The organism is Vibrio sp. 10N.261.52.C2 (genome assembly GCF_041471425.1).
GTDB lineage: Bacteria > Pseudomonadota > Gammaproteobacteria > Enterobacterales > Vibrionaceae > Vibrio > Vibrio crassostreae_C.
Genome location: NZ_JBFROH010000010.1, coordinates 16,233 through 39,888 on the forward strand (window position 1 = coordinate 16,233; position 23,656 = coordinate 39,888).

A 23,656-nucleotide genomic window follows, 5' to 3' on the forward strand; every position below is an offset into this window, starting at 1 on the left:
AAGGTTCACTTTCGGCGACTAAAATACACTCTGATTTAGACTTATTTGCTGCTGATACGCGCAAATACTGGAGAAGTGTTAGAAATAACACCATAATGTAGGGCTCTAAAATAAGTAGGTAAGAACATGAAAATTTGTGGTGTTGAAATCAAAGGTAACGATGCAGTCATCTGTCTTCTTTCTCTATCAGATGGTGTATTTAACATTCCTGATTGCCGAGTTTCTAAAGTTTCAATTAGCGACGCAAACGACACACAGAATATGAAAGACTTTCAATTCTCTTTTGCAAAGTTAATGGAAGATTACCAAGTAGACAAAGTTGTAATTCGTCAGCGCCAAACTAAAGGCAAATTTGCTGGCGGTGGCTTTGGGTTCAAACTAGAAGCAGCGATTCAACTGATCGACGGCCTAGACGTAACCGTTGTATCACCAGCAGACATCAAAGAGAGCCTTAAGCGTAACCCTCTAATGATGAAGTTCAAAGAAACTGGCCTTAAGCAATACCAAGAAGCACCGTTTACAACGGCATACGCTTGCTTGATGAAGCGCTAATCAAAAGTCGCTAGCCAATATTTGATACAGAAAGAGCCTGAATATTCAGGCTCTTTTTTGTTTCTAGTCATCGATTTTTAGTAGGATGAGTTTTGGTATACAAACTACCGCTCTAACACTGTTCGACTGCGAGCCTTAATCCATTCTGGCTTCCTCACCACCAAATAAACTGCAGCTGCCGACAACGCAAAGCCCATTGCACCATAGATATCGAATGATTCACCGAAAATAAGCCACGCTTGGATTGCTGTCGTCGGTGGCACCAAGTAAAAGACCGAAGCCACACTTGAAGATGCACCGTGCTCTACCATGTAAAGCAACAATAGGATGGCAACACAAGACAGAACGACCACCAGCCAAATTAGAGTCAACGTGAATTCTATCGTCCAGTTTACTTGCATAGTTTCGTAACGCATTGCGAACGGCAGAAACAACGCGGCAGAAGCCAAATATTGCACCATCGCACCGCCGACCATATCTGTCCCCTGACAGAAGCGCTTCTGATACAAAGTGCCGCAGGTAATACCCACCAAAGAAACCAAACACAATAACGTTGCCAAGCCTTTTTGGTCGTCTGACTGCCATTCAATATTGCCCATCAACACCAAACTAATACCCGCAAAACCAAGCGCTAACCCCAACCACTGTGCAAAATTAAAACGCTGAGAAGTACAGCTGATCATAATCAATGCGGTAAGAATCGGTTGTAAGCCAACAAGTAGAGAACTCAACCCGGCAGGCATACCTATATCAATCGCCAGATAGGTGCCACCAAGGTAGAAACCATGAATCAAGATGCCAACCACACTTGCGTGGAAGAATGCTCGACCACGAGGAATACGACGCTTAAGGATTGCAATCAAAACCAAGAACAGCGCCACGTTGGCTACCATCCTCAATGAAAGTAATGTTGCGGGTTCCGCGTATTCCACACCAAGACGTGCGCCGACAAAACCTGACGACCACAATATTACAAACACAAACGGAATCATTTTAATCAGCATTACAAACCTCTGGTCAACTCTTCATCAATGCTGTTACCTTAGTTGGGTACAGATAACTAATAAAGATACAGATATAACACTTTGAATGGTTACAGATTGAGAGTGAGCAACGAGGGAGAAAAACGTGGAAGCAGAACTCAGCGGCAATAAATACCTTGCTACCGAACAACATATTAAGGCTCAGATCGATAAGGGGCTCTTTCATCCAGACGATCGCCTTCCCTCGATCCGCCAGTTAAGCGAACAGCTTGGCGTAAGCAAAAATACCGTAATTCGCGCCTATCAAGAACTGGAAGCCACAGGCTGGGTTTATTCAGTACCTAAATCTGGCTATCGCGTGAAAGCACCGAACACCACCAGCTGGGATGCATCAAGCCAACCTCAAAAAGTCGATCTGTTGTCTGTCACCAAATCGGTACTCTCTCGTCCAAAAGGTCGCCTGAAACTGTTGGCAGGCTCCGCGCACCCGAACATCAACAATCCTGCGATTCGTAGCTTGTATGCCGAGATTGGCCGTCACAGTCGATTACAAACTCAGCTTCCCGGTTATTACCAATTACCCCCCGGCGACGAGCAATTAGTAAAGCAATTGTTAAAGATCACTCATGATCTTGGTGTGCCTGCGGGATCGAAAGAGATTGCAATTACTCATGGTGCTCAACAGGCGATCAGTCTAGCTTTGCGTGCGCTCACCAAGCCCGGCGACATCGTGGCGGTCGAGTCGCCCTGTTATTTCGGTAATCTACTTTTACTTGAATCACTTGGATTGCAAGCCCTTGAAATCCCAAGCAGCGTTAGCCACGGTATTGATATACCATCCCTACAGAGTGCGTTGGACAAATGGGAAGTGAAAACCTTACTGCTAACGCCAAACTTTACTAATCCAACCGGTTCACGGATGCCATTGGCGAATCGAAAAGCATTACTGGAGATCACCGGATCTTTACCAATTATCGAAGACGATGTGTTCGGTAACTTGGCGTTCGATACACCAATCGCTAGCCTCAAAGAGCTTGATGACCAAGATAGAGTCATCTACGTCAACTCACTGTCTAAAACCTTAGACTCACGCTTGCGAATCGGTTGGTTATTGTCGGGGCGCTACCAACCTTTAGTCGAAAAGTACCTTTTATGCGACAACATGGGCAGCTCAAACCTGATGCAATCCGCGGTAGGGCAATTCCTCACTACCGGTAAATATCGCAGCCACTTATCCAAAATGAAACGGCTCTACCAAACCAACCAAAAGCAATTCCAAAGCCTGTTAATACAAGCACTAGATAGCCACCCACACCTTGTCGGGCAATACCACCTATCAAAACCGGAAGGCTCTTTTTTAAACTGGATAACACTGCCTGAATCGGTCGATAGTTATGCCGTCTACCAAGATTGTTTAAAGCACAAATTAGGGATTTTACCCGGTACAGTATTTGGCACCAATGACCAATATAAACACTGCTTGCGCTTCACTGTCGCCAACATTGAAGAGAGCAAAGAGTGGAAAGAAGGGGTTGTGACATTAGCGAAGATAATCGCTAAACATACACCTTAACCAGATTAGGCCCACATAGCCCAAACAACAAAGCCCTACTCAACTGAGCGGGGCTTTCATCATTATCAGGTTTTGATTTGGTTAACGGTAATTAACCTTGCCAAGCGAACTGTTCAAATACTTTGTCGACTGGCGTTTTAGCAACGTGGTTTACGTAATTACTGATCACTTTCTGAGACAGGCCAAGAATCACTTCTAACACTTGTTGTTGACCGTAGCCCGCTTCGAAAAATGCTGCCATTTCACTTTCAGGCACATTGCCGCGGTTACGCACCATGCTCAGCGTAAAATCATGCAGTGCTTGCAATTTTTCAGTGGGTAGAGCCGTGCGATTACGCAGTGCTTCGGTGATTGCAGGATCAACCTTCATTGAATGTGCGATACCTGTGTGCGCTGGAACGCAGTAGTGACATTCGTGTTCAACGTTGATGGTTTGCCAAACAACCGTTAGCTCTTCAGCATCGAAAGATGAGTCACTAAATGCCTGATGAAGCTGGGTGTAAGCCTTAAGTGTGTTTGGAGATTCAGCCAACACACCAAACAAGCCCGGCACTCTGCCCATCTGCTTTTTAGCGCCCTCAAGAATAGGTTGGCTTTGCTCTGGCGCGGATTCTACTGAGTGAATTTTGAAGTTGCTCATTGCTCTATCCCTATCAATTTTCGGTTCTAAAGTTATTCAATCACGGAGCAATTAATGAATGTTCTCCGTTGGTGTAAAAACAATATAGATCAAACAAGAACGATCGTTCAAGTGTTATTTTGAACAGTTGTTCAATTTATACATTGAAGCCAGAAGAATGTCTTCGTTCATAACAAGAAAGCCCAACAGGCAAACACCTGATGGGCTTTCTCTTTTTCTCAATTTTTTTGCAAGCGGCTACCAATATTCTGCGTGGGCCAAGCCTTTAACACAGCTCGACTTGCCACTTGTTACTTTGATTTCACCACCAGTTAACAATTGAGCCAACCAACCGTGAGGGAAACTCAATTCAAAGGGCGCTGGGACCTGCTCAACGGTAATTTGCCCAAAGCCCACTTTTGAATAGTAGTCAGGATCACCGTACGTCACTGCAAGCTCAATACCCTGCTCTTTTAGAAACTGCAAACCGAAGTTAATCAGGCGCTGACCAATACCACGCTTTTGCACCTGAGTGCTCACCGCGACTGGCGAAAGCAAATATGCCTTGGTTTCATCATCAAATGAAAGCGGCGTAAAGATAATCGCACCCACAATCGTGCTATCCGCATCCGACTCACTAGAATCGTCTTCAATTAGCTCATAAACATACTTCTTTTTAACTGAATTTTGCCAATTTCTAAATCATTCAATAATGGACGAACGTTAACTAAACGATAAATAAACTCACCGAGTGAATACTTAAATCAACCACACATATACACCAGAAATTCCTGCTTAAATTTTTTAGAAAAATTCAAAATTTATTAGAAATTAACCCCTAACTTTACTGAGTATTTTGTTAGTCTTGGAAACAATTATTTACAATCCAAACAAAATTTAATTGGATCGCTTGAGGTTGTTTTTCTTGAATATGAAATTATTCGGCAGTTCTTTGATTCTGTCAGGAACTGCATTAGGGGCTGGCATGCTTGCTATTCCCATGGTGTTGGCCCAATTTGGCTTCATGATCAGCTCAGTGCTGATGCTACTTATCTTTATCGGCACCACATACTCTGCACTCCTCCTGGCAGAAGCATGCACTAAAACTAAAGACAACAGTGGCATGAGCAGTGTTGCTTACCTCACTCTGGGCAGCAAAGGTAAACACTTTATCAATGCACTCTTTTACCTGTTGCTAGTATGCATGTTGATCGCTTATATCTTGGGTGTCGGTGACATCATTCATAAGCTACTGCTCGACGTTGGTGTCGATGTATCAGCATCCGTTGCGTATACCATTTTCAGCCTATTGATGGGTGCTATCGTCGTCTCGGGCAAGTCTTATATCGACAAACTGAATCGCGGGCTATTCATCTTGATGGTCGTGATGCTGTTTATCGTTATCGCGTCGTTGTTTAGCAACATTCGCCTTGATTACCTTACTCAAACCAGCCAATACACAGCCAATGATGTGGTGCAATACAGCGCGGTTATCTTTACCAGCTTTGCCTCTATGGTGGTGATCCCATCACTGGTGATCTACAACCGTGAAGCGACTCAAAAGCAGATCCGCAATATGATTCTGCTTGGCTCAGTGATTCCATTAATTTGCTACCTGACTTGGTTATTCGCGATTATCGGCAACCTCGGCACAGACGCGATCAGCCAGTTCCACAATATCTCTGAGTTGATCTCTGCGTTCAGCGGCCAATCTGCTTGGTTGAAAGTGGTGATCGCTCTGTTCTCTGCTCTGGCCTTGGTGACTTCTTTCCTCGGCGTGTCGATGGCGCTTTACGACCAAAACAAAGATGCGGTGACCAACAACAAAGCGTTGGCTTATGCGCTAACCTTCATCTTACCTTTGGTATTAGCTGAGCTGTTCGCTAGCCAGTTTGTAAGCATGCTGGACTATGCAGGTATGGTGCTGGTGTTCCTAGCTATCTGGGGCCCACTCGCAATGGTAGTTAAGGTTCGCAGACCTGACTTCCCTCACCTACAAACCGAAGGCAGCTACACAGCAGCCGGTGGCGACACGGCATTAATGGCGACATTTGGTTTTGGTGCGTTGATTTTCGTGTCTTGGTTTATGGGGTAGATCCCCATTGAATGGACTATCTGTTGCCATTTAGAAGACAGCAGATACAAATAGCCCGTTAGTCCTGCTATTAAAAGTAGAGACTAACGGGCATTTTACTTCTTATTGGAGTGCTTGCTAGTTAGCTCTTAAACGTACTCGCAATATCTTTCAATGAAGCTGCTAACTGAGCTTGTTCTTTGGCTGTTGCAGCTATTTGCGTTGCACCTGTCGTAGATTCTGTCGACTTCTGCTCTACTGCCATGACGTTTTGAGCAATATCTTGAGTCACTACCGCTTGCTCTTCGGTAGCGGTTGCGATCTGCTCAGTCATGCTAAAGATCTCGCTCACCGATGCTGAGATACCTTGTAAGGTGTGTTCCACCTCTTTTGAATCCTCAACCGCTTTAGACGACATCTTCTGACTGTTATCAATCACATTAAACGCGGTTTGCACATCAGACTGTAACGAGCTGATGAAACCTTCAATTTCAGCTGTCGACTGCTGAGTACGCTGTGCTAACGTGCGAACTTCATCAGCCACTACCGCAAATCCACGACCTTGCTCACCCGCTCTTGCCGCTTCAATTGCCGCGTTCAATGCTAACAAGTTAGTCTGTTCAGCGACGGACTTAATCACATCAATCACACTGTTGATGTTATTACTGCTCTCGTGTAAGTGCGTGATCTTTTCCGCTAGATCATTAATTTCAGATGCCAGTTTTTCGATAGAGTGGTAAGAGTTTTGAACCGTACTCAAACCTTCTTGAGACTGCTCATCGACCAGTTTAGCGGAACTTGCTGTCTGCTGAGTTTTAGCCGCCACCTCATTTACCGTTGCTGATAACTCTTCTGTCGCCGTCGCAACCAAGCCAATTTGGTCTTGTTGTTGCACTAGCGTGTTCGAATTGTAGTGACAGGTTTGTGAGGTTTCTTCAGCGGCTGAAGCTAAGGTCAGACTCGACTGAGACAGGTTGTCGATAACGTTTGAAAACTTCTCTAGCGTTTCGTTGAGTGCCGAAGAGATCTGTCCAAGCTCGCTGTTGCCAACGAACTTAGCGCGAACTGTTAAGTCGTTGTCATTACGAACCTTAGACAACATCACTGTAAGATCTTTTACTCTCATCGTCAGGTCGCTGATCGCCTTATAGCTCACGAAGGTCGCGAACAAGGTTATCAAAGCAAACAGACCAATACTCATCATCATCGCAGACTGCGCCTCTGACATTTTTTTCTCTGTCAGTGCGATAAGCGACTCTGCTAGGCGGTTTTCTGTTTTCTTTAGCTGAACAATACGAGCGGTAGATTGCGAGAACCAGTACACAGGATCAACATCAAAACCGCTCATCTTAGATTCAGCCAAACCACGAAGCTTTTCTACTTCTGCCACCGAACGATCATTCAATTGCTGTTCAAAGAAACGAACGTTAGCTGGGTTACTCAATACCTCAAAGTTTGAGAAATAGGTATTTTGCTCAGTCACCAAAGAGATGAATTTAACCAACATGCCTGGGCCAAATTCATTTTTAGAGAAGGTATTATTTAGGACAGCACGCTCGATACCCGCTCGCTCTTTACCTTGTAAAAAGTTGTAGTAAGCGATGGTTTCAGTGGTGATGGCAGCATCAGAGCTAAGCTCAGTAATTAACGCCGATACGCTCAGCAGCTTTGCATTCAGTTTGGTGTAGTAACCCAAAGCTTCAGACAGAGGAATCGATTGAGAATCCACTCGATTTCGAATAGAAGTAATTTGATTTAGGCTTTGGCTTATTTCAGTGTTCAGCCGAGTGATCTGCGGTAAATCGATTTCAGCAGATTGCCAGTATTCAGTTTTCAGATTACGTCTATTATCTGCACTGGCTCTTTGTGCACGTAGTTCACTGACAAACTTAGTGCCCTGTGAGCCGATAAACCCAGCCGTCATTCCACGCTCTTTTTGTAACTCATGCACAAGTTCACTGTACACAACCGACAAACGGGTAAGTTGGTTTAATGAAGACAATTCACTGGTGGTTTCTACGCCTTTTGAAATCGCAGAAACGCTAAGCCATAGAAATCCCAAGATCGGTAAAATAAGCAAAGCGATGATTTTTTGCTTAAAAGACATATCGGTTAATTTCATTATCATTTCCCTAGCAGCTAACAAATCTTTTCAGTCATCTAACTCGCACACCCTTAATAAGATGCGCCTCAATTGTGACTGTATAATTATTCAACTTGATCAATGTGCATCAATTACCGTGCCACACAGATCGCGATGCGATGAAGGTAACATTTAACCTTACAAAATTCATTGATTTACCGATAAAACTGTTAGCTAAGCGACCTAACGATACCCAAAACACATGCGACAACATTTTATTGACGTAAGCGACTGAAATCTGACACACTTTAACTACCCAAAAGGGGTAGACCTGCACCAATTATGTGCTCAGAGAAAACGATATATTCAGAACTAACTATAGATTCAACGCTCACCAGCGATTGATTCACAACTAATCAACTCCCTATTCTGCGCTGATTAACTGTCTATTCCTCGTTAACTAAATATGTATAATGCCGAATTATCAAAGTAGAGATTCGCAATAAATATGCGACAACAACTGAGAGATATTGTATGGATTGTCCCGCTTGCGAAGAACATATCGGTTGGGAATGGGTAGAAGAAGCGGCTATTGAACCCAATGAGGAATTCGATTGTCCAGAGTGCGAAGCAACATTGATGTACACCATCGATGAAGGCACCTACTACGGCGCTCAGCACAAGACCGTAGAAGTTATTGATGATTAAGATTATTTCCTGATGATCTGGATGTTTTATTAACTCTTTGATGTTCTAAGCCTGCGCAAAGCAGCTAAACACACCTTTACTAGAACGGGCGTTCAGCATAAAATATTGAACATATGTTCAGATTAATGAAGTAGATGTTATGGCTAAGACCGCTAAGTTCGATAGACAAGACGTAGTAGATAAAGCAACGAACCTGTATTGGGAAAAGGGCTTTCATGCGACTTCTATGCGCAACCTGCAAGACGTGATTGATATGCGTCCGGGCAGCATCTACGCGACGTTCGGCAGCAAAGAAGGTCTGTTTAAAGAGACGCTTGCTCGCTATACCGAACTTGGCATCCTGAATCTGAACCGCTTCCGCAGTGAAACCGAATCGCCTATCAAAGCGTTGGAAAACTTCGTAAAACGTGCGGTTGTCGAATCGAAACAGAGCGCACCAAACGGCATGTGTATGTTGGCTAAAACGGTCGCAGAACTGACTGATGAACACGCAGAATTGTTAGCAGAAGCGAAGAAGTCACTCAAGATAATGGAAGGTGAGTTCGCCAAGTTGATTACAGAAGCGCAAGAACTGGGTGAGATCAGTAAAGAGCGCGAGCCGACGCAACTTGCTCGACATGTTCAGGTTCAGATCGCAGGCCTGCGTACTTACGCCAAAACCTGTGACGATATCGATTTACTTAATTCTATGGTTGAAGACGTATTTAAGTACCACCCTTTTTAAGGGCTGAACTTATACATTAGAAAGCGATACAAAAAGACTCCACTTTCACCTTAACCGGCCTGAGCGGAGTCTTTTTAGTTTTGATCTAGTTAACTTTATAGATGATAAACTTTGCGGTTTAAAGAGTTACACCTTTCTCATGATCAACGCCTGAGCATTAAGCATTGCTTCCTTAGTACTGACATCCAAGGTTTTCACGTTCGCAAAGCGTTCAACTTCTTTAATCGCCACATCGTGAGCAAAGATCACCAACCTCGCCCTTTCAATGTCTTTCTGGGTAATGCGATTACCTATTCCGTTGGCACCTTGTGTTTCGACTTTAATCCGAACCCCAAGATGATACGCCGCTTTTTCCAGAGACTTAGCAGCCAGGAAAGTGTGGGCAACACCCGATGGACAGGAAGTGATTGCAAGTACATCCGCTTTCCCTTCTTCCGTCACCGAACCACCGGTCAACTGATTAGAATTCACTTCACCTTCGACCACGTTCTTCTTCAGAAGAATCACGATCAGGGCTGTCGTTAGAGCACCTGCTAGTGTGCCGACGATATAACCAATCTTGCCATCTACCACTGGCAGAACAATCCAGCCGCCCCATGGTGCATGGTTCACTACATGGAACATAAAACCAACCACGTTACCGACAATGCCACCAGCCACAACCGCAGGCAGAACGCGCGCAGGATCGGCGGCAGCAAAAGGAATCGCGCCTTCACTGATGCCAATCATGCCCATGATGCCCGCCGCTTTACCTGCTTCACGTTCGTCTCTTTTGAATTTCTTTGGCGATAAGAAAGTCGCCAGTGCCATGCCTAGTGGTGGTGTACAAATCGCAATCCCGACGCCGCCCATCAACCATGGCTGAGTATTCACCTGAGTTTGGGCAAACAGCGTTGCGACCTTATTGATCGGGCCGCCCATATCAAAGGCCGTCATCGCACCCAAAATACTACCGAGCACCACTTTTCCTGAACCTGCCATACCAGTCAGCATTTGGTTCATCTCTAGCATCACTTGGGCAATAGGAGAACCAATCACCCACATCACAGCCCCACAGGTAACAAAGGTACCGACGAGTGGATAGATGAAGATAGAGCTCAGCGAGATCATGCTGTCTGGGAGCTTGATCTTCTTGAGTAGATTAACCACAAAGCCCGCGAAGAAGCCGACCACAATCGCACCGAGAAATCCGGTGTTGTATTGATTGACCGCGACCCAAGAACCGATCATTCCGGGCGCTAAACCCGGTTTGTCAGCCATTGAATACGCGATGTAACCACCGAGCACCGCAGTAAACAAAGTCAAACCCGCGATACCCATTTGTGCGATGTCAGCCAGAACTCCGCTCTCAGGCACTGCGCCATGACCCGACATCATTACCGACAAAGACAAAAGCACACCACCCGCGACCACGAATGGAATCATGTGTGAGGTGCCGTATAACAAGTGTTCTTTAAGGCGATTAAGAGATTGTGCCCAAGGGCTTAGTGGTTCGACATAAACTTCATGATGGCTAGAGGCGTAACTATCGAAAGGTTCAAAATTGGCTTCGAGAAACAGCTCTTGAGCTTCCTCGACCGACTCCACCGCCTTTAATTTTGTAACAAAGCCATCTTCGATAAGTCTGGTCGAAATCTGAGCTAGTACCTCGATATGGTGGTCGTCGTGGTTGTCTGGTGAAGCGAGCATGAAGAACACGTCCGACAGTTCGCCGCCGTCTGCACCATAATCGATACCAGACCTGCTGATACCTACAGCGACAGCAGGTTTAGCTACGGCAGTACTTTTCGCGTGTGGAATCGCAATACCATCATCAAAGCCAGTATTACCGATGGCTTCACGCTTCCAGATGTCGTCAAGGAATTCACGTTTATTGGAGAGCTTACCGGCACGGTCGAGCAGTTCAACAAGCTCTTCAAATACCGCCTGTTTTGAGTCTGCTTGTAAATCTAAGCAGATGATCTCGGGCTCGATAATGTTGGTGATATCCATATGCTGCTCTGCCTCGCCTGATTTCAGACTGAAGTAATTAGTGTCTGTTAACCAAAGTGATAAGGTTAATAAGATGAAAAGATTAACGGTGTGAAGGCACTCAATATATAGGACGAAAGGTGCATTAACTGGATTATTGTAACCAAGAACTCAGAGTGTGACTTTCACCTTGGAATAAAAAACGCCAATCCATAAAATCCACAGAACCCATAACAATATCGTCCCTCCGCCATGCGAGCTTTCTATACTGGATTTTCCATGCAAGATAGCTTTTCCAAGGTAGCTTCTGAAAGGTAGCTTTTGTAACGTAACAGGGACGAGATTAAGCCGAGAATAATAATGAGAATTGTAGCGGTAACTGCGTGCCCTACAGGCATTGCGCACACCTATATGGCAGCTGATGCTCTAAATAAAACAGCCCCTAAGTTCAACGTTTCAATCAAGGTTGAGACGCAAGGCGCTATGGGTATTGAAAACTTACTGACAGCCCAAGATATTACCCTCGCAGACAAGGTGTTGATCGTCTCTGATATCGACATCGGACAACTAAGCCGATTTGACCCAGCTAAAACCGTATTTGTTCCAATGGAAGAGGTGTTGTTGAGTGTCGATAAAGTTTTTATTAAGCATTGTCGAACTTAAGCTTTTGATGAACGAATACCAGATCACCTTCTTCGTTAACGATCCTGCCGCGAACTCACATGTCGCACAGCCGCTGACTCGCTTAGCGAAGAAGTTCAAAAGCAACATCCGCATTATCAACATCACTCAAAATCGAACCGCTGATCTCTCCAAATCCGTTGCGATGCTGCAAGTAGGTTTACTTCGTGGTGATTTGTGCCAGATAACCGCGGTTGGGATTGATGCGGAGCTGGCCTGTTTCGTTCTTAAAGACGTGATTGCCGAGCATTACGCTATGGTTGGTTCGCAAGTGAATCATGAGTTCTCCAAAGATCTAATCCAGCGCATGCCGCAGATATGTCCACCTTGTGAGATCAATTGGCATCATGCTAAAGCTCAAACCCAACTGACTAAATTTGAATGCCTAAAAGGGCTCGCTCATCTGGTGTATCCACAAGATCCGGATGAACTGATTCTGGCGTTTATTAAACGAGAAGAACGCTCCTCTACCTGCGTTTCACCGGGGATCGCGCTGCCACATGTGATGTTTGAATCGACTCAAGATCTCTCGATTGCGGTCATCATCAGTGACGACCCGATTGATTGGGCATCACGTATCGGCGAAGTACACGTTGCTATCGCTTTAGTGCTTCCAACCAAGCCGCAACGAGAGCACATTGTGGCCGCCACTAACCTAACCAGAAACCTGCTTCACGATCAGGTCAATGAGCGTCTGCAAAAGACCCGAAGCAGCGTCGACCTGCAAGCTCTGCTGATGTACATCTCGTCACGCCTTATCTAATTCATCTCTTCTGGTCAAACTCAAAGCATCCATTAATCCCCTGTTGTGACACCTATCCAATCGTTATAAGCTCATTTTCTCATACAATAAAAAACGGCTGAGCATTAGAGCTCAGCCGTTTTATGTTTAATTACTTGTTTAACTGGTTAGCTAACTTAAGCTGTTTTTTTCGCTTGTTTCGCATCCTCAACCGAGTCGTCTACAGCTTTCACCAACAGCAAACCAACTACGAATACGATACCGCCACACAGTACGAACATCATTCTTCCCCAGAATGGGTTCGGTAGAGCAAACATCGCCATCACTGCCACACCAGACACTGCGATCAGTGAGCCCAGCATGTGACGTTGTTTGTTGTCCAGTTTCTTCTGTGCTGTTGATTCAGAAACCAATGGTGTCGCAAGGTTGTTGAAGAAGGTATCAACATCTTTCTGACGAGACGCTTCTAGTGGTTTGTAAAACAATGTCGAAAGAACAAAGAAGCCGCCAGTAAACACTAGGTGCGCAATCAGACCTACTGCAACTTTCAAGTCAGACCATTCGCGGCCTGTTAGAGGCTCTAGGTTGAACAAGTTTTGTAGCATTTCAGCGGTAATCACGAAACCAACGATGTAAGACACAATCGCACCGACCACTAGCGTACCCCAACCTGCCCAGTCCGGAGTCTTCTTAAGGAAGAAGCCACAGAATGCTGGAATGGTCATTGGGAAGCCAATAAGTGCACCCACGTACATCATGGTGTCGAACAAGCTCAAGCCTTTTAGCGAATTGATAAACAGCGCGATAAGGATGATAGCTAGACCGAAGAAGGTAGACATCAACTTAGACACAATCATCAGCTCTTTCTCTGTCGCGTTTGGACGAAGAATCGGTTGATAGAAGTTGATTACAAAGATACCAGAGTTACGGTTTAAGCCTGAGTCCATAGAAGACATAGTTGCCGCAAACATCGCTGCGATTAGAAGCCCCACCATACCCGCTGGCATGTATTGCTCTACGAAGTAAAGGTAAGCGAAGTCGCCTGCTTTAGAGCCTGCGTCTGGGTAATGTGCTGCAAGGTCAACGCCTTGTCCTGCAACGAACCAAGGTGGCATGAACCAAATGATTGGACCGATGGTCATCAGAATACATGCCAACAGTGCCGCTTTCTTCGCGTTCTTTGAGTCTTTTGCCGCTAGGTAACGGTAAGAGTTCAACATGTTGTTGGTGATACTGAACTGTTTGAAGAAGATGAAGAATGCCCAAATTCCGAAGATGCTTACGTAGTTCAGATTGTTACCAGAAACGAATGATGCGCCTTCTGCTACAGGGAAATCGTTGATGATTTCAGTAACGCCACCACCTTGTACGATAGCCACTGCAGCACACGTTACGGTTACCGCCATGATAATAACCATCTGCATGAAGTCAGACGCGATAACCGCCCAAGAGCCGCCTGTCACCGACATAACAAGTACAACAAGACCAGTCAGAACGATGGTTGTCGTCATGTCGAAGCCAAAGATGCCCGATGCGATGATCGCCAAACCGTTCAGCCAGATACCTGCAGAAACAATACTGTTCGGCATGCCAGACCAAGTAAATACTTGTTCGTTGAAGCTACCAAAACGCATACGAATCGCGTCAATTGGCGTTACCACACGTAGTTGACGGAATTTCGGAGCGAAGTACAGGTAGTTCATCAGGTAACCAAATGCGTTCGCTAAGAAGATAACCGCGACAGCCATACCATCGGCATACGCTTTACCCGCTGCACCAGTGAAGGTCCAAGCACTGAACTGTGTCATAAACGCAGTCGCGCCAACCATCCACCAAAGCATGTTACCGCCCCCGCGGAAATAATCACTGGTTGTACTGGTGAACGTTCTAAACATCCAACCTATTGCTATAAGGAAAAGGAAATAAATTCCTACGATCAGAGTATTGAGTTCCATGTATAAGTCTTCTTTATGATGAATATCTAAAGAGCATATTATCTATAGAATTTTTAATTTGTAGTATTATAAGTCAAGGTTGTGATGAGGCGTATAAACCTGAATATTTGATTTAGAGACATGAATGGAACGTCAGTAAATAAAGAATAGAGCACCATAAAGTAAGCATTTAAAATCAATACCTTACAAAAACCCCAATCAATACCCCAGTCAGAAACAATTAACTTTTGTCGTCTCGATAAATGGATTTCAATTTACTTGTCATTCATTAAATGCATCGCGTTAATGCATCAACTCTCACACGTTTAATTCAATAAATAGGTAACGAAAAATAATAAGCAACTCGCAAAGCAAACCCTTAATGTTATTAATTGGGTTTATTTAGTGAAACGGAATAAATAGAAAACGAGCCTAAAGATAGGTTTGGAAATAAGGTATATAAATAAACAGCAGAGGAAAACACAAAGCAAATTGATCACCACAACACAGAGCTCACTGTGGTGATCTAGTCATACAAATTTCGGTCGTATAAGCTCTGGTCAAAAATGGCAATTTGAAGGGATATTAGATTGAACCACGATATTCAGTCGGGGTTCTTCCGGTGCGGTTTTTGAATACTCGGCAGAAGTAATTCACATCCTTAAAGCCACAACGTACCGACACTTCATTGAGCTTGAAATTGTATTTCTTGAGCATGAACTTGGCGCGGTCGATTCGCACACGTGTAATGTATTCAGCCAGCGTCATGTGGCCTTGTTGACGAAACATTCGCGACAAATGGTTGGATGAAATACTAAAGCGTGAGGCGATGCTGTCTCGGGTGATTTGACGGTGGAAGTTCTCTTGAATGTAGATACAGATCCCTTGATACACATCTTGCACGCGACTGTGAGATTTCTCGACGGGCGCATCCAACATCGTTTTACTGTATTGCAGCAGCGCTTGCAGCAGCAGTTCATCCATCGGCTGCTTGTTACTCTCTCTCGCTAACGAGCTGAGCGCCTCCAAAATGTTATCAATCGCAAAACCCGAGCGAGTCTGAATACTGTGTTTTTGAATATCGTAGAAGCTCTCTTCCCCTTTGCGCTTGCTCACCAAGCTTAAACCAAGCTGACGACGTCCAAACAACATACTCAGTACCGAACAATCAGTATCCCAGTTCGGCTTGTTCCAGCAGTTAGGCGGGATGAAAATCGCATCCCCTGCTTTCGCAACAACATTGGTGATCTTGCGATCATGACTCTCCATTTCATTAATATACTCACCGTCGAGCACCAGCTCTAAACGTGGAAAGTTCACCTGATAACTGAATGCTGAAGGCGTGTGAAAATCTCCCGCAAACCAGATGTTATGAAATGGTTCTCGCTCATTTAATACCGACGAGATTAGGTCATGAAATATCATTGTTTCGAACTCTTAAAAGCAGCAATAACGCTACGGCAATAGATATACTCCTTAGTGAAACATAGCGCTATTGAGCAAAATCACAATTTGAGATCTAAGTTACAAAAATCCAGTAGTGGGAATAAATCTCCAGTCGAAAGTCTGATATGGCACATTGTTCCCCCGATAACTCTACACGCCGAACCCCTTGCAAATAAAAGCCTCAAGTAGACTCAACCTATGTCAATAGAGGCCGGAAAACACGCCACTAACCGATCAAAATCACACTCCATTTATAAGGCAACAATCATCCAGTAAATGCGTTTTTTCTTCACTACAGAAGGCAAGTAATCAATTTCAGAATACCCCTAACAAAATAAAAAAGAGTAGGGGTTCATTATGATCACAAAATTGATCAATCAAGATTTGATTAAGCTTTCGCTTAGCGCTAATTCAAAAGAAGACGTATTTAAAGAGCTGATAGACGTGCTGTACGCACAAGGCCGTATTTCAGACAAAGCACAGTTTCTTGCCGACATTAAGGCTCGTGAAGAACAAGGTAATACTGGGTTTGAAGAGGGCATCGCACTGCCACACGCAAAAAGCGCTGCGGTGATCAAACCCGCGGTTGTTATCGGCGTCCACAAGCAGGGTATCGAATACGGCGCCGATGACGGTCAGCCATCAAAACTGTTCTTCATGATTGCCTCTCCTGATGGCGGCGATGATCACCACATCGAAGTACTGGCAGAGCTTTCTTCAAAACTGATTGAAGAAGGCTTTATCGAAAGCTTCATGAATGCTCAATCTGAACAAGAAGCATTAGAACTACTGCTTAGCAAACCTGAGCCTTCAGCAACCGAAACCAACGTTGAGAAACAAGGCTTCATCATTGGTGTGACAGGCTGCCCAGCTGGCGTTGCGCACACTTATTTGGCAGCTGAAGCGCTAGAGAAAGGAGCGGCGGCTCTTGGCTACGACATCAAGGTCGAAACTAACGGTTCTATTGGTGTTAAAAACAGCCCGACTCAAGAAGAGATCGAACGCGCCGACGCGATTGTCGTCGCTTGTGATAAACAGGTCGACATGGCTCGCTTTGCCGGAAAACGCGTCATCAGCACCAACGTAAAAGCACCAATCAAAGACGCACAAGGCTTGATTAAGCAAGCGCTCAACGCACCTAGTTACCAAGCTGAACAAACGCCGACCAACCAATCTGTTGTAGAAAAAGCCTCACAAGCACGTTCAGACCTTTACCGTTACTTGATGAATGGCGTATCTCACATGATCCCATTCGTCGTGACTGGTGGCCTATTGATAGCCCTAGCACTGGCGATTGGCGGCGAGCCAAGTGAATCTGGCATGGCGATTCCTGCTGGCAGCATGTGGAACCAAATCCTAGAAGTGGGCGTGGTTGCCTTCACATTGATGATCCCAATCTTGGCTGGTTATATTGCTTACGCGATTGCTGACCGCCCAGCCCTAACCCCTGGCTTAATTGGCGGTTGGATTGCCAACAACGGCTCTTTCTATGGCGCTGACGCAGGCACTGGCTTCATTGGCGCAATCATCGCGGGTTTATTAGTGGGTTACTTCGTTAAATGGATTACTTCGTTTAACTACCACAAATTCGTTCAACCACTTGTGCCTATCATGATCGCTCCGATCACTGGCTCTCTATTCATCGCGGGTCTGTTCATCTTTGTTATCGGTGCACCTATCGCTGGACTAATGGATGCGCTTACTGCACTACTAACCAGCATGAGCACAGGCAACGTGGTTCTGCTTGGCATCGTCCTTGGTGGCATGGCCGGTTTCGATATGGGCGGCCCATTCAACAAAGTAGCGTTCCTATTCTCGGTCGGCATGATTGCTAGCGGTCAAACTCAATTCATGGGTGCAATGGCGTGTGCAATCCCTGTCGCTCCCCTTGGTATGGCTATCGCAACCAGACTTGGCCGTAAGTTCGACCTATTCGAATCTTCTGAGATTGAAGCAGGTAAAGCAGCAGGCGCGATGGGCTTGGTGGGTATCTCTGAAGGTGCCATTCCATTCGCGGCTCAAGATCCAATGTCAGTTATCCCAGCCAACGTGCTTGGCTCAATGACTGCTGCGGTAATGGCGTTCTCGTTTGGTATCACCAACAGTGTTGCTCACGGTGGTCCAGTGGTCGCTCTACTTGGCGCAATGAACTACCCACTGCTAGCACTGTTGTGCATGGCGTCTGGTGCAGGCGTAACTGCGGTTACTTGTATCGCACTTAAAAATCTACGCAAAGCCAAGCTAGCAACAGCAGCGGCTTAAGCCATTTCAACTCCAATGGCTTGAGCCCACTCTAGTCTCGCATTTCATTAAGCCGAGTAGAGCTCAAGCCATGTTTCCCTTCATGGTGATTTCGATGTCTGATTTTTCTTTAGCGAACGATTCGTTCGTCCAACGTTTTTTCTACCCTATGACTAACGTGATTCAAAACTACGCATGGGGTAGCCCTTCTTCGTTTAGCCAACTGTTTGGTATTGATAACCAATCTGGTGAGCCGCAAGCGGAGATCTGGATGGGTGCTCACCCGAATGGTTGCTCAATGGTGAACGACAACGGCCAGCAAACCACATTGTCGAACCTGATTTCGAAGAACCTAAACCTGTTTTTAAGCGAGAAAGTCGCAAGTCGCTTTGGCGAACTGCCTTACCTTTTCAAGGTATTAGCGGCTGAGAAAGCGCTCTCGGTTCAAGTTCACCCGAACAAGCAACAAGCCGAATCTGGCTATGCGTTTGAAGAGCAACAATGCATTCCGATGACAGCGGGCAATCGCAACTACAAGGATCCCAATCACAAGCCAGAGCTGGTGTATGCATTAACCGACTACACCGCGATGAATGGCTTCAGATCGATCAACGAGATCCTTGAGCACTTCCATTACCTTGATATTCCAGAGTTGCATTCGATGGTTAACGATCTCGCGGGCGACCAAACGCCCAATGGATTAGCCAGCTTCTTCGCAAGCTTGCTGTCTCTGGAAGGCGAGCAAAAAGGCATGGCGTTAACCATGCTGCTGATGAAGGCTAAGCTTTCAGATACACCTGTGTTCCAATTGATTTCAGAGCTTGAAGCTCAATACCCAGGTGATGTCGGCTTGTTCGCTCCGCTGCTATTGAACGTGCTCACCTTAAAGCCCGGACAAGCCATGTATCTGGATGCCGAGACACCTCACGCTTACATTAAAGGTACGGGCTTAGAAGTGATGGCGAATTCAGACAATGTACTCCGCGCAGGGTTGACGCCTAAGTACATGGATATCAATGAATTAGTCTCTTGTACTCAATTCAATGAAAAGCCTGCGGATAGATTACTGCTCAGCCCGATTGAGCAAGGTGATGTGATGGAATATCAAATTCCAGTCGAAGATTTTAAGTTCTCTATCGTGCAAAACTCACATCAGAGGAAGATCACTACCGAAGGTGCCGAGATCCTATTGCCGCTCGACGAGTCTATGGTGCTCACTCATCAATGTGGTGAAACCTGCGTGATAGAGAAAGGCCATTCGGTATTCGTTCCGGCTTATGCTGAGAGTTACAAACTGGATTGCGCTGGACGCGTAGCGCGCGCTTACAGCTAACTCCCTCAGAACTCAGTACACACTGTTCATGCCCTGCTTTTGCGGGGCATTTTTGTTCCTACAAAAAGTTATTTCAACACCGAAAAACGCCATCAAATATGACCCATCTCACACTGGATGAATGATGCAAATCACACTTAATTTTGCTGGATACAAATGTACAGTGAAGGGCTTTTATTTGCTATTTCGCGAATCGGGTTAATCCATTAATTTTAATTCAAGAACTTCAAGAGTGAATGAGTTAATAAATGATCACACAGCTAACTAACGTCAACTTAATTAATAACAACCTTAAAGCGAATAATAAAAAAGAACTGTTTGAAGAATTGGCAAGCATGTTATTTGAGAACAACCGAATCAGCAGTAAAGAAGCCTTCTTGGCAGACATTGAAATTCGTGAATCTCAAAGCATCACCTCAATGGACGGCATCGCTTACCCACACTCAAAAAGCAAGGCTGTAACTGAGCCGGCGATTGCTGTCGGTGTTAAGCGTCAAGGTATCGAGTATGGCGATGAAGACGGCATCAATCCAACCGTATTTTTTATGATTGCCTCTCCGGATAACGGTGCTGACCATCATATTTATGTACTACAAGAACTATTTGGAAAATTCAGCGATGAATTTATTCAAGATATCCATAACGCAAAAGACGAACAACAGATCCTTAATATTTTAATTAATTCATAAGGCGTAGAAAATTATGAGCACCCTAGCAAATCAAGCTACGAATACCAGTAGCAATTCTAATAATAAGAATAGTAGTAGCGACTATAAAAAAATCCTTAGTACCATGAAAGGTCACCTGCTTTTCGGAACCTCACACATGCTGCCTTTTATCGTAGCCGGTGGTGTTCTGCTGGCTTTAGCGGTCATGGCATCAGGCAAAGGTGCGGTTCCAGCAGACGGCTTACTAGCAGATATCTCTAACATCGGTATCAAGGGCCTTGTTCTTTTCCCAATCATTCTTGGCGGCTTTATTGGTTACTCAATTGCAGACAAACCAGCACTGGCACCTGCGATGATCTCTTCTGGCATCATGGCTGACATGGGCGGCGGCTTCCTTGGTTGTATCGTGGCAGGCTTTATCGCCGGTGGCGTGGTGTTCCAACTTAAGAAGATACCACTTTCTGCAAACATGACGGCACTAGGTGCGTACTTCATCTACCCGCTTCTAGGCACGTTAATCTCTGCAGGTATCGTTCTGTGGGGCATCGGCGAGCCAATCAAACTGTTCATGTCTTCAATGAACGAGTTCCTAGCTTCAATGGCTGGTGCATCTAAGATGGTTTTGGGCACAATCCTTGGCGGTATGACAGCGTTTGATATGGGCGGCCCTATCAACAAAGTCGCGACCCTATTTGCTCAAACTCAAGTAGACACGCAACCTTGGCTAATGGGCGGTGTAGGCATCGCGATTTGTACTCCACCTCTAGGTATGGCTCTGGCGACTTTCCTATTCAAAAACAAGTTCTCTAAACAAGAGCAAGAAGCAGGTAAAGCAGCAGCAATCATGGGTTCTATCGGTATCTCTGAAGGTGCTATCCCATTCGCAGCGAATGACCCAATGCGCGTTCTTCCTTCAATCGTAGCCGGTGGTATCGTTGGTTGTGTGTTTGGCTTCATGACAGACGTTCTGCTGCACGCACCGTGGGGCGGCCTAATCACTGCGCCAGTATCAAGCAACATTCCAATGTACGTGGTCGGTATTGCACTTGGCTCGCTAACCACAGCCGTTATCGTTGGCTTCTGGAAACCAGTCGCAGTAGAAACAGAAGATGACATGGTTGAAGCGCCAGTACAAGCTCAAGCAGCGCCTGTAGCAGGTGAAGGCGAGTACGACATCGTAGCAGTAACTTGTTGCCCTTCTGGTGTTGCACACACCTTCATGGCGGCAAAAGCACTAGAGAAAGCAGGCTTAGCCGCAGGCCTTAAGATTAAGGTAGAAACTCAAGGTCAAAACGGTATTCAGAACCGCATCACTGACCTAGATGTAGCGAACGCAAGACTGGTTATCTTGGCTCACGATATTCAAGTGAAAGACGCTCACCGCTTTGCTAACGCGAACGTGATTGAGTGTTCAACCAAGGAAGCAATGAAGAAAGCCGCGACTATGGTGGCTATTTAAAACCTGAAACAAGTTAAAAGATAAAATTACTACCCCCTAGTAACTAAAATCCCCATTCGTTTTGTCAGCGAATGGGGATTTCTTATAGTTAGGCCAACAGCATCCTTCTCGATACAAGTCATCTGTATCTCTGTCGCCTAGATGAAAAAGTATTAAGTTATGTTGTTGAACATGGTTCTATCTCAGAGGTGAGACTTTCTTTCAACTGTTTATATGGCATCGGGTAGCCCAGATAATAACCTTGGGCTTGTTCGCAATTTAACGTTTTCAAAATTGACAGTTGTTGAGCATTTTCAACCCCTTCAGCCACAACACTAATGCCAAACCCTCGCGCTATATCAATGATACCAGACGTTATGGCTCTAGAACGATAATCATCTTCTAACCCATTGATGTAACTGCGATCGACTTTGATTTCATCTACATCCAATTTGCTAAATATACCAAAAGACGTGTAGCCAACACCAAAATCATCTATCGAAAAGGACACCCCTTGTTTTTTTAACTTCTGAACAGCGATTGCACACTGATCTATATCTTTCAAAATAGCGGTTTCAGTGATTTCCAGACAAAGTAAGCGAGCAAACTCGGGATCCTTTCGTAGATATTCGTCCAGATGGTTCATGTCATCAACGCTATTTAGCTCTACCGCTGAAATATTGACCGAGACACTATTAAGCGCATTCCCTAGCAAGCCATTAGCCCTAAGTTGTGACGCAGTCTTCTCTAGAACTAACGTAGTCAAATCACGACAAAAATAATTCTCTTCTGCTAGCGCGACAAAGATATCCGGTGAAACGACACCATAGCGCTCATGCGTCCAACGAGACAACACCTCCACACCTGCGACGAGTCTACTTTCAATGTTGAATTTAGGCTGAAACACAATATCAATCGCTTTGTCATCAATCGCTTTACGTAATTCTTGCACCATTTCTTGACGTTGACGTTCAAGCTCAGTGAGTTTTGGGTCATGAAATTCAATCGTGTCCTTGCTTTTCTTTGCTTCAGTTAAGGCGTGGGTAGCAGATGCCATGAGTTGCTTGGCATTATTCCCATCCGAGGGGAATAGAGCAGCGCCAATACAACAAGTGGCGTGGATATCATAACGATAAGCACACTGGTTAAATCTACGATGTACGAGAGCAATGTAGGATTCAATATCTTCCTTATCATCGAGTTTGACTAAACATGCGAAACCATCGGAATGTACCCGTGACGAAAGTGGTTGATGCTCAATAGGAAGTTCAATAGATCGTGCAATGTCTTTTAAAAATGAATTTGTATTTTCGAATCCGATCTGGTCAGCGACAGATTTGAAGTTATCAATGTCTAATAAGAAGAGGACATAATGGTCACTGGCTTGAGAATTTTTCAGTCTTTTATTTAAATATCGATAAAAAACTGATGGGCTATGAAGCCCGGTGACACTATCAAGATCGTTGGCGCTCTCTAAATCGCTATTATTTTTCCGAACCATTACCCATAACAAAGCAGACGTTAGAATGATAAAGATCAGACCTTTGACTGTCTGTGCTAAGGCGTGTTCACGCAAGTCATTTGATAATGATTCAACCGCGAGATCAGAAAATAAAACCCATAAAGATGACAGTATTAGGTAGCTGAATACTATGCTGGCCGGATATCTTTTTGTCTTGTTCATCGTTAGCTGCTATCTCTCAGTCTAATGTGTCATGACTTATATGTTATAAATTGCTCATAACGTAGCACCAACATAGATCGCAATCTACCGCTCGCGTTTTTATTTTTGACTTTTATTTACCGATTTTCGTCATCACTTTGCGCGACGAAAACCTTTTAGGGCTAAACATGCCAAAAACAATTTGTGTGGATGTTGGCTCTTA

At 45.0% G+C, this 23,656-nt stretch carries 18 protein-coding genes and 1 pseudogene; 11 read left to right on the forward strand and 8 right to left on the reverse strand.

The genetic code is table 11. The annotated features are described in order from the left end of the window. Positions 1-126 precede the first annotated feature (126 nt). Complete coding sequence (locus AB4307_RS03045; protein ID WP_017069797.1) at positions 127-552, forward strand: DUF3010 family protein; 426 nt, start codon at positions 127-129, stop codon at positions 550-552. A gap of 104 nt (positions 553-656) precedes the next feature. Here AB4307_RS03045 and AB4307_RS03050 read toward each other — a convergent pair whose 3' ends face one another. Then, a complete protein-coding gene (locus AB4307_RS03050) occupies positions 657-1,556 on the reverse strand; it encodes a DMT family transporter (protein WP_371725250.1) in 900 nt (299 codons plus the stop codon). A 124-nt stretch (positions 1,557-1,680) separates the two neighbouring features. On the opposite strand from AB4307_RS03050, the gene AB4307_RS03055 reads away from it, so the two are divergent. Next, positions 1,681-3,108, forward strand: coding sequence for an aminotransferase-like domain-containing protein (locus AB4307_RS03055; RefSeq protein ID WP_372131074.1), 1,428 nt, complete (start codon positions 1,681-1,683; stop codon positions 3,106-3,108). 91 nt (positions 3,109-3,199) lie between these two features. On the opposite strand, the gene AB4307_RS03060 is transcribed toward AB4307_RS03055, so the two are convergent. Together AB4307_RS03060 and AB4307_RS03065 are read right to left on the reverse strand one after the other, a co-directional pair. Then, on the reverse strand, positions 3,200-3,748 hold the full coding sequence (locus AB4307_RS03060; RefSeq protein ID WP_017061666.1) for a carboxymuconolactone decarboxylase family protein: 549 nt from the start codon (positions 3,746-3,748) through the stop codon (positions 3,200-3,202). Positions 3,749-3,985: 237 nt separating this feature from the next. Further along, a pseudogene (locus AB4307_RS03065) lies at positions 3,986-4,384 on the reverse strand (GNAT family N-acetyltransferase); the annotation flags it as partial. Positions 4,385-4,658: 274 nt separating this feature from the next. On the opposite strand from AB4307_RS03065, the gene AB4307_RS03070 reads away from it, so the two are divergent. After that, entirely contained in the window at positions 4,659-5,822 is a 1,164-nt protein-coding gene (locus tag AB4307_RS03070) for an amino acid permease (protein WP_017061663.1), read from the forward strand. Between the two features lie 121 nt (positions 5,823-5,943). Here AB4307_RS03070 and AB4307_RS03075 read toward each other — a convergent pair whose 3' ends face one another. After that, the gene (locus tag AB4307_RS03075) at positions 5,944-7,923 is read right to left on the reverse strand and encodes a methyl-accepting chemotaxis protein (protein ID WP_372131076.1); all 1,980 of its coding nucleotides are present in this window, start codon (positions 7,921-7,923) and stop codon (positions 5,944-5,946) included. Positions 7,924-8,418: 495 nt separating this feature from the next. Between AB4307_RS03075 and AB4307_RS03080 the strand changes: the two genes are divergently transcribed. Then, a complete protein-coding gene (locus tag AB4307_RS03080; protein WP_017061661.1) occupies positions 8,419-8,592 on the forward strand; it encodes a hypothetical protein in 174 nt (57 codons plus the stop codon). A gap of 139 nt (positions 8,593-8,731) precedes the next feature. Continuing rightward, positions 8,732-9,316 (forward strand): TetR/AcrR family transcriptional regulator, encoded by a 585-nt coding sequence (locus tag AB4307_RS03085; protein WP_102320886.1) that lies wholly within the window; start codon positions 8,732-8,734, stop codon positions 9,314-9,316. A 126-nt stretch (positions 9,317-9,442) separates the two neighbouring features. Here the strand turns inward: AB4307_RS03085 and AB4307_RS03090 are convergent, their stop codons facing one another. Next, complete coding sequence (locus AB4307_RS03090) at positions 9,443-11,308, reverse strand: fructose-specific PTS transporter subunit EIIC (protein ID WP_372131078.1); 1,866 nt, start codon at positions 11,306-11,308, stop codon at positions 9,443-9,445. Positions 11,309-11,647: 339 nt separating this feature from the next. Between AB4307_RS03090 and AB4307_RS03095 the strand changes: the two genes are divergently transcribed. Together AB4307_RS03095 and AB4307_RS03100 are read left to right on the forward strand one after the other, a co-directional pair. Further along, positions 11,648-11,950 carry a PTS fructose transporter subunit IIB gene (locus tag AB4307_RS03095; protein WP_136979973.1) on the forward strand — a complete coding sequence of 101 codons (303 nt, stop codon included), beginning with the start codon at positions 11,648-11,650 and terminating at the stop codon, positions 11,948-11,950. Between the two features lie 7 nt (positions 11,951-11,957). Further along, the gene (locus AB4307_RS03100; RefSeq protein ID WP_372131151.1) at positions 11,958-12,731 is read left to right on the forward strand and encodes a PTS sugar transporter subunit IIA; all 774 of its coding nucleotides are present in this window, start codon (positions 11,958-11,960) and stop codon (positions 12,729-12,731) included. Between the two features lie 155 nt (positions 12,732-12,886). Here AB4307_RS03100 and AB4307_RS03105 read toward each other — a convergent pair whose 3' ends face one another. Together AB4307_RS03105 and AB4307_RS03110 are read right to left on the reverse strand one after the other, a co-directional pair. Beyond that, positions 12,887-14,665: a sodium:solute symporter family transporter gene (locus tag AB4307_RS03105; RefSeq protein WP_029236500.1), complete on the reverse strand. Its 1,779-nt coding sequence runs from the start codon at positions 14,663-14,665 to the stop codon at positions 12,887-12,889. A gap of 564 nt (positions 14,666-15,229) precedes the next feature. Continuing rightward, positions 15,230-16,069, reverse strand: a complete 840-nt coding sequence (locus tag AB4307_RS03110; protein ID WP_372131080.1) for a helix-turn-helix transcriptional regulator — start codon at positions 16,067-16,069, stop codon at positions 15,230-15,232. A 378-nt stretch (positions 16,070-16,447) separates the two neighbouring features. On the opposite strand from AB4307_RS03110, the gene AB4307_RS03115 reads away from it, so the two are divergent. The 4 genes from AB4307_RS03115 (at position 16,448) to AB4307_RS03130 (ending at position 21,791) form a co-directional block, all read left to right on the forward strand. Continuing rightward, positions 16,448-18,352: a PTS fructose transporter subunit IIABC gene (locus AB4307_RS03115; RefSeq protein WP_372131082.1), complete on the forward strand. Its 1,905-nt coding sequence runs from the start codon at positions 16,448-16,450 to the stop codon at positions 18,350-18,352. 94 nt (positions 18,353-18,446) lie between these two features. Continuing rightward, complete coding sequence (gene manA, locus AB4307_RS03120) at positions 18,447-19,664, forward strand: mannose-6-phosphate isomerase, class I (RefSeq protein ID WP_372131084.1); 1,218 nt, start codon at positions 18,447-18,449, stop codon at positions 19,662-19,664. Between the two features lie 248 nt (positions 19,665-19,912). Further along, positions 19,913-20,353, forward strand: coding sequence for a PTS sugar transporter subunit IIA (locus AB4307_RS03125; protein ID WP_017069783.1), 441 nt, complete (start codon positions 19,913-19,915; stop codon positions 20,351-20,353). Between the two features lie 13 nt (positions 20,354-20,366). Then, positions 20,367-21,791, forward strand: coding sequence for a PTS fructose transporter subunit IIBC (locus AB4307_RS03130; protein ID WP_372131086.1), 1,425 nt, complete (start codon positions 20,367-20,369; stop codon positions 21,789-21,791). Positions 21,792-21,948: 157 nt separating this feature from the next. On the opposite strand, the gene AB4307_RS03135 is transcribed toward AB4307_RS03130, so the two are convergent. Further along, entirely contained in the window at positions 21,949-23,454 is a 1,506-nt protein-coding gene (locus AB4307_RS03135; RefSeq protein ID WP_372131088.1) for a putative bifunctional diguanylate cyclase/phosphodiesterase, read from the reverse strand. Positions 23,455-23,656 lie beyond the last annotated feature (202 nt).

What these genes read in the sequence shown, in the direction of transcription:
- AB4307_RS03045 (WP_017069797.1), top strand. Translation starts at nt 127, where the DNA reads ATGAAAATTTGTGGTGTTGAAATCAAAGGTAACGATGCAGTCATCTGT.
- AB4307_RS03050 (WP_371725250.1), bottom strand. Translation starts at nt 1,556, where the DNA reads ATGCTGATTAAAATGATTCCGTTTGTGTTTGTAATATTGTGGTCGTCA.
- AB4307_RS03060 (WP_017061666.1), bottom strand. Translation starts at nt 3,748, where the DNA reads ATGAGCAACTTCAAAATTCACTCAGTAGAATCCGCGCCAGAGCAAAGC.
- AB4307_RS03070 (WP_017061663.1), top strand. Translation starts at nt 4,659, where the DNA reads ATGAAATTATTCGGCAGTTCTTTGATTCTGTCAGGAACTGCATTAGGG.
- AB4307_RS03075 (WP_372131076.1), bottom strand. Translation starts at nt 7,923, where the DNA reads ATGAAATTAACCGATATGTCTTTTAAGCAAAAAATCATCGCTTTGCTT.
- AB4307_RS03080 (WP_017061661.1), top strand. Translation starts at nt 8,419, where the DNA reads ATGGATTGTCCCGCTTGCGAAGAACATATCGGTTGGGAATGGGTAGAA.
- AB4307_RS03085 (WP_102320886.1), top strand. Translation starts at nt 8,732, where the DNA reads ATGGCTAAGACCGCTAAGTTCGATAGACAAGACGTAGTAGATAAAGCA.
- AB4307_RS03090 (WP_372131078.1), bottom strand. Translation starts at nt 11,308, where the DNA reads ATGGATATCACCAACATTATCGAGCCCGAGATCATCTGCTTAGATTTA.
- AB4307_RS03095 (WP_136979973.1), top strand. Translation starts at nt 11,648, where the DNA reads ATGAGAATTGTAGCGGTAACTGCGTGCCCTACAGGCATTGCGCACACC.
- AB4307_RS03100 (WP_372131151.1), top strand. Translation starts at nt 11,958, where the DNA reads ATGAACGAATACCAGATCACCTTCTTCGTTAACGATCCTGCCGCGAAC.
- AB4307_RS03105 (WP_029236500.1), bottom strand. Translation starts at nt 14,665, where the DNA reads ATGGAACTCAATACTCTGATCGTAGGAATTTATTTCCTTTTCCTTATA.
- AB4307_RS03110 (WP_372131080.1), bottom strand. Translation starts at nt 16,069, where the DNA reads ATGATATTTCATGACCTAATCTCGTCGGTATTAAATGAGCGAGAACCA.
- AB4307_RS03115 (WP_372131082.1), top strand. Translation starts at nt 16,448, where the DNA reads ATGATCACAAAATTGATCAATCAAGATTTGATTAAGCTTTCGCTTAGC.
- manA (WP_372131084.1), top strand. Translation starts at nt 18,447, where the DNA reads ATGTCTGATTTTTCTTTAGCGAACGATTCGTTCGTCCAACGTTTTTTC.
- AB4307_RS03125 (WP_017069783.1), top strand. Translation starts at nt 19,913, where the DNA reads ATGATCACACAGCTAACTAACGTCAACTTAATTAATAACAACCTTAAA.
- AB4307_RS03130 (WP_372131086.1), top strand. Translation starts at nt 20,367, where the DNA reads ATGAGCACCCTAGCAAATCAAGCTACGAATACCAGTAGCAATTCTAAT.
- AB4307_RS03135 (WP_372131088.1), bottom strand. Translation starts at nt 23,454, where the DNA reads ATGAACAAGACAAAAAGATATCCGGCCAGCATAGTATTCAGCTACCTA.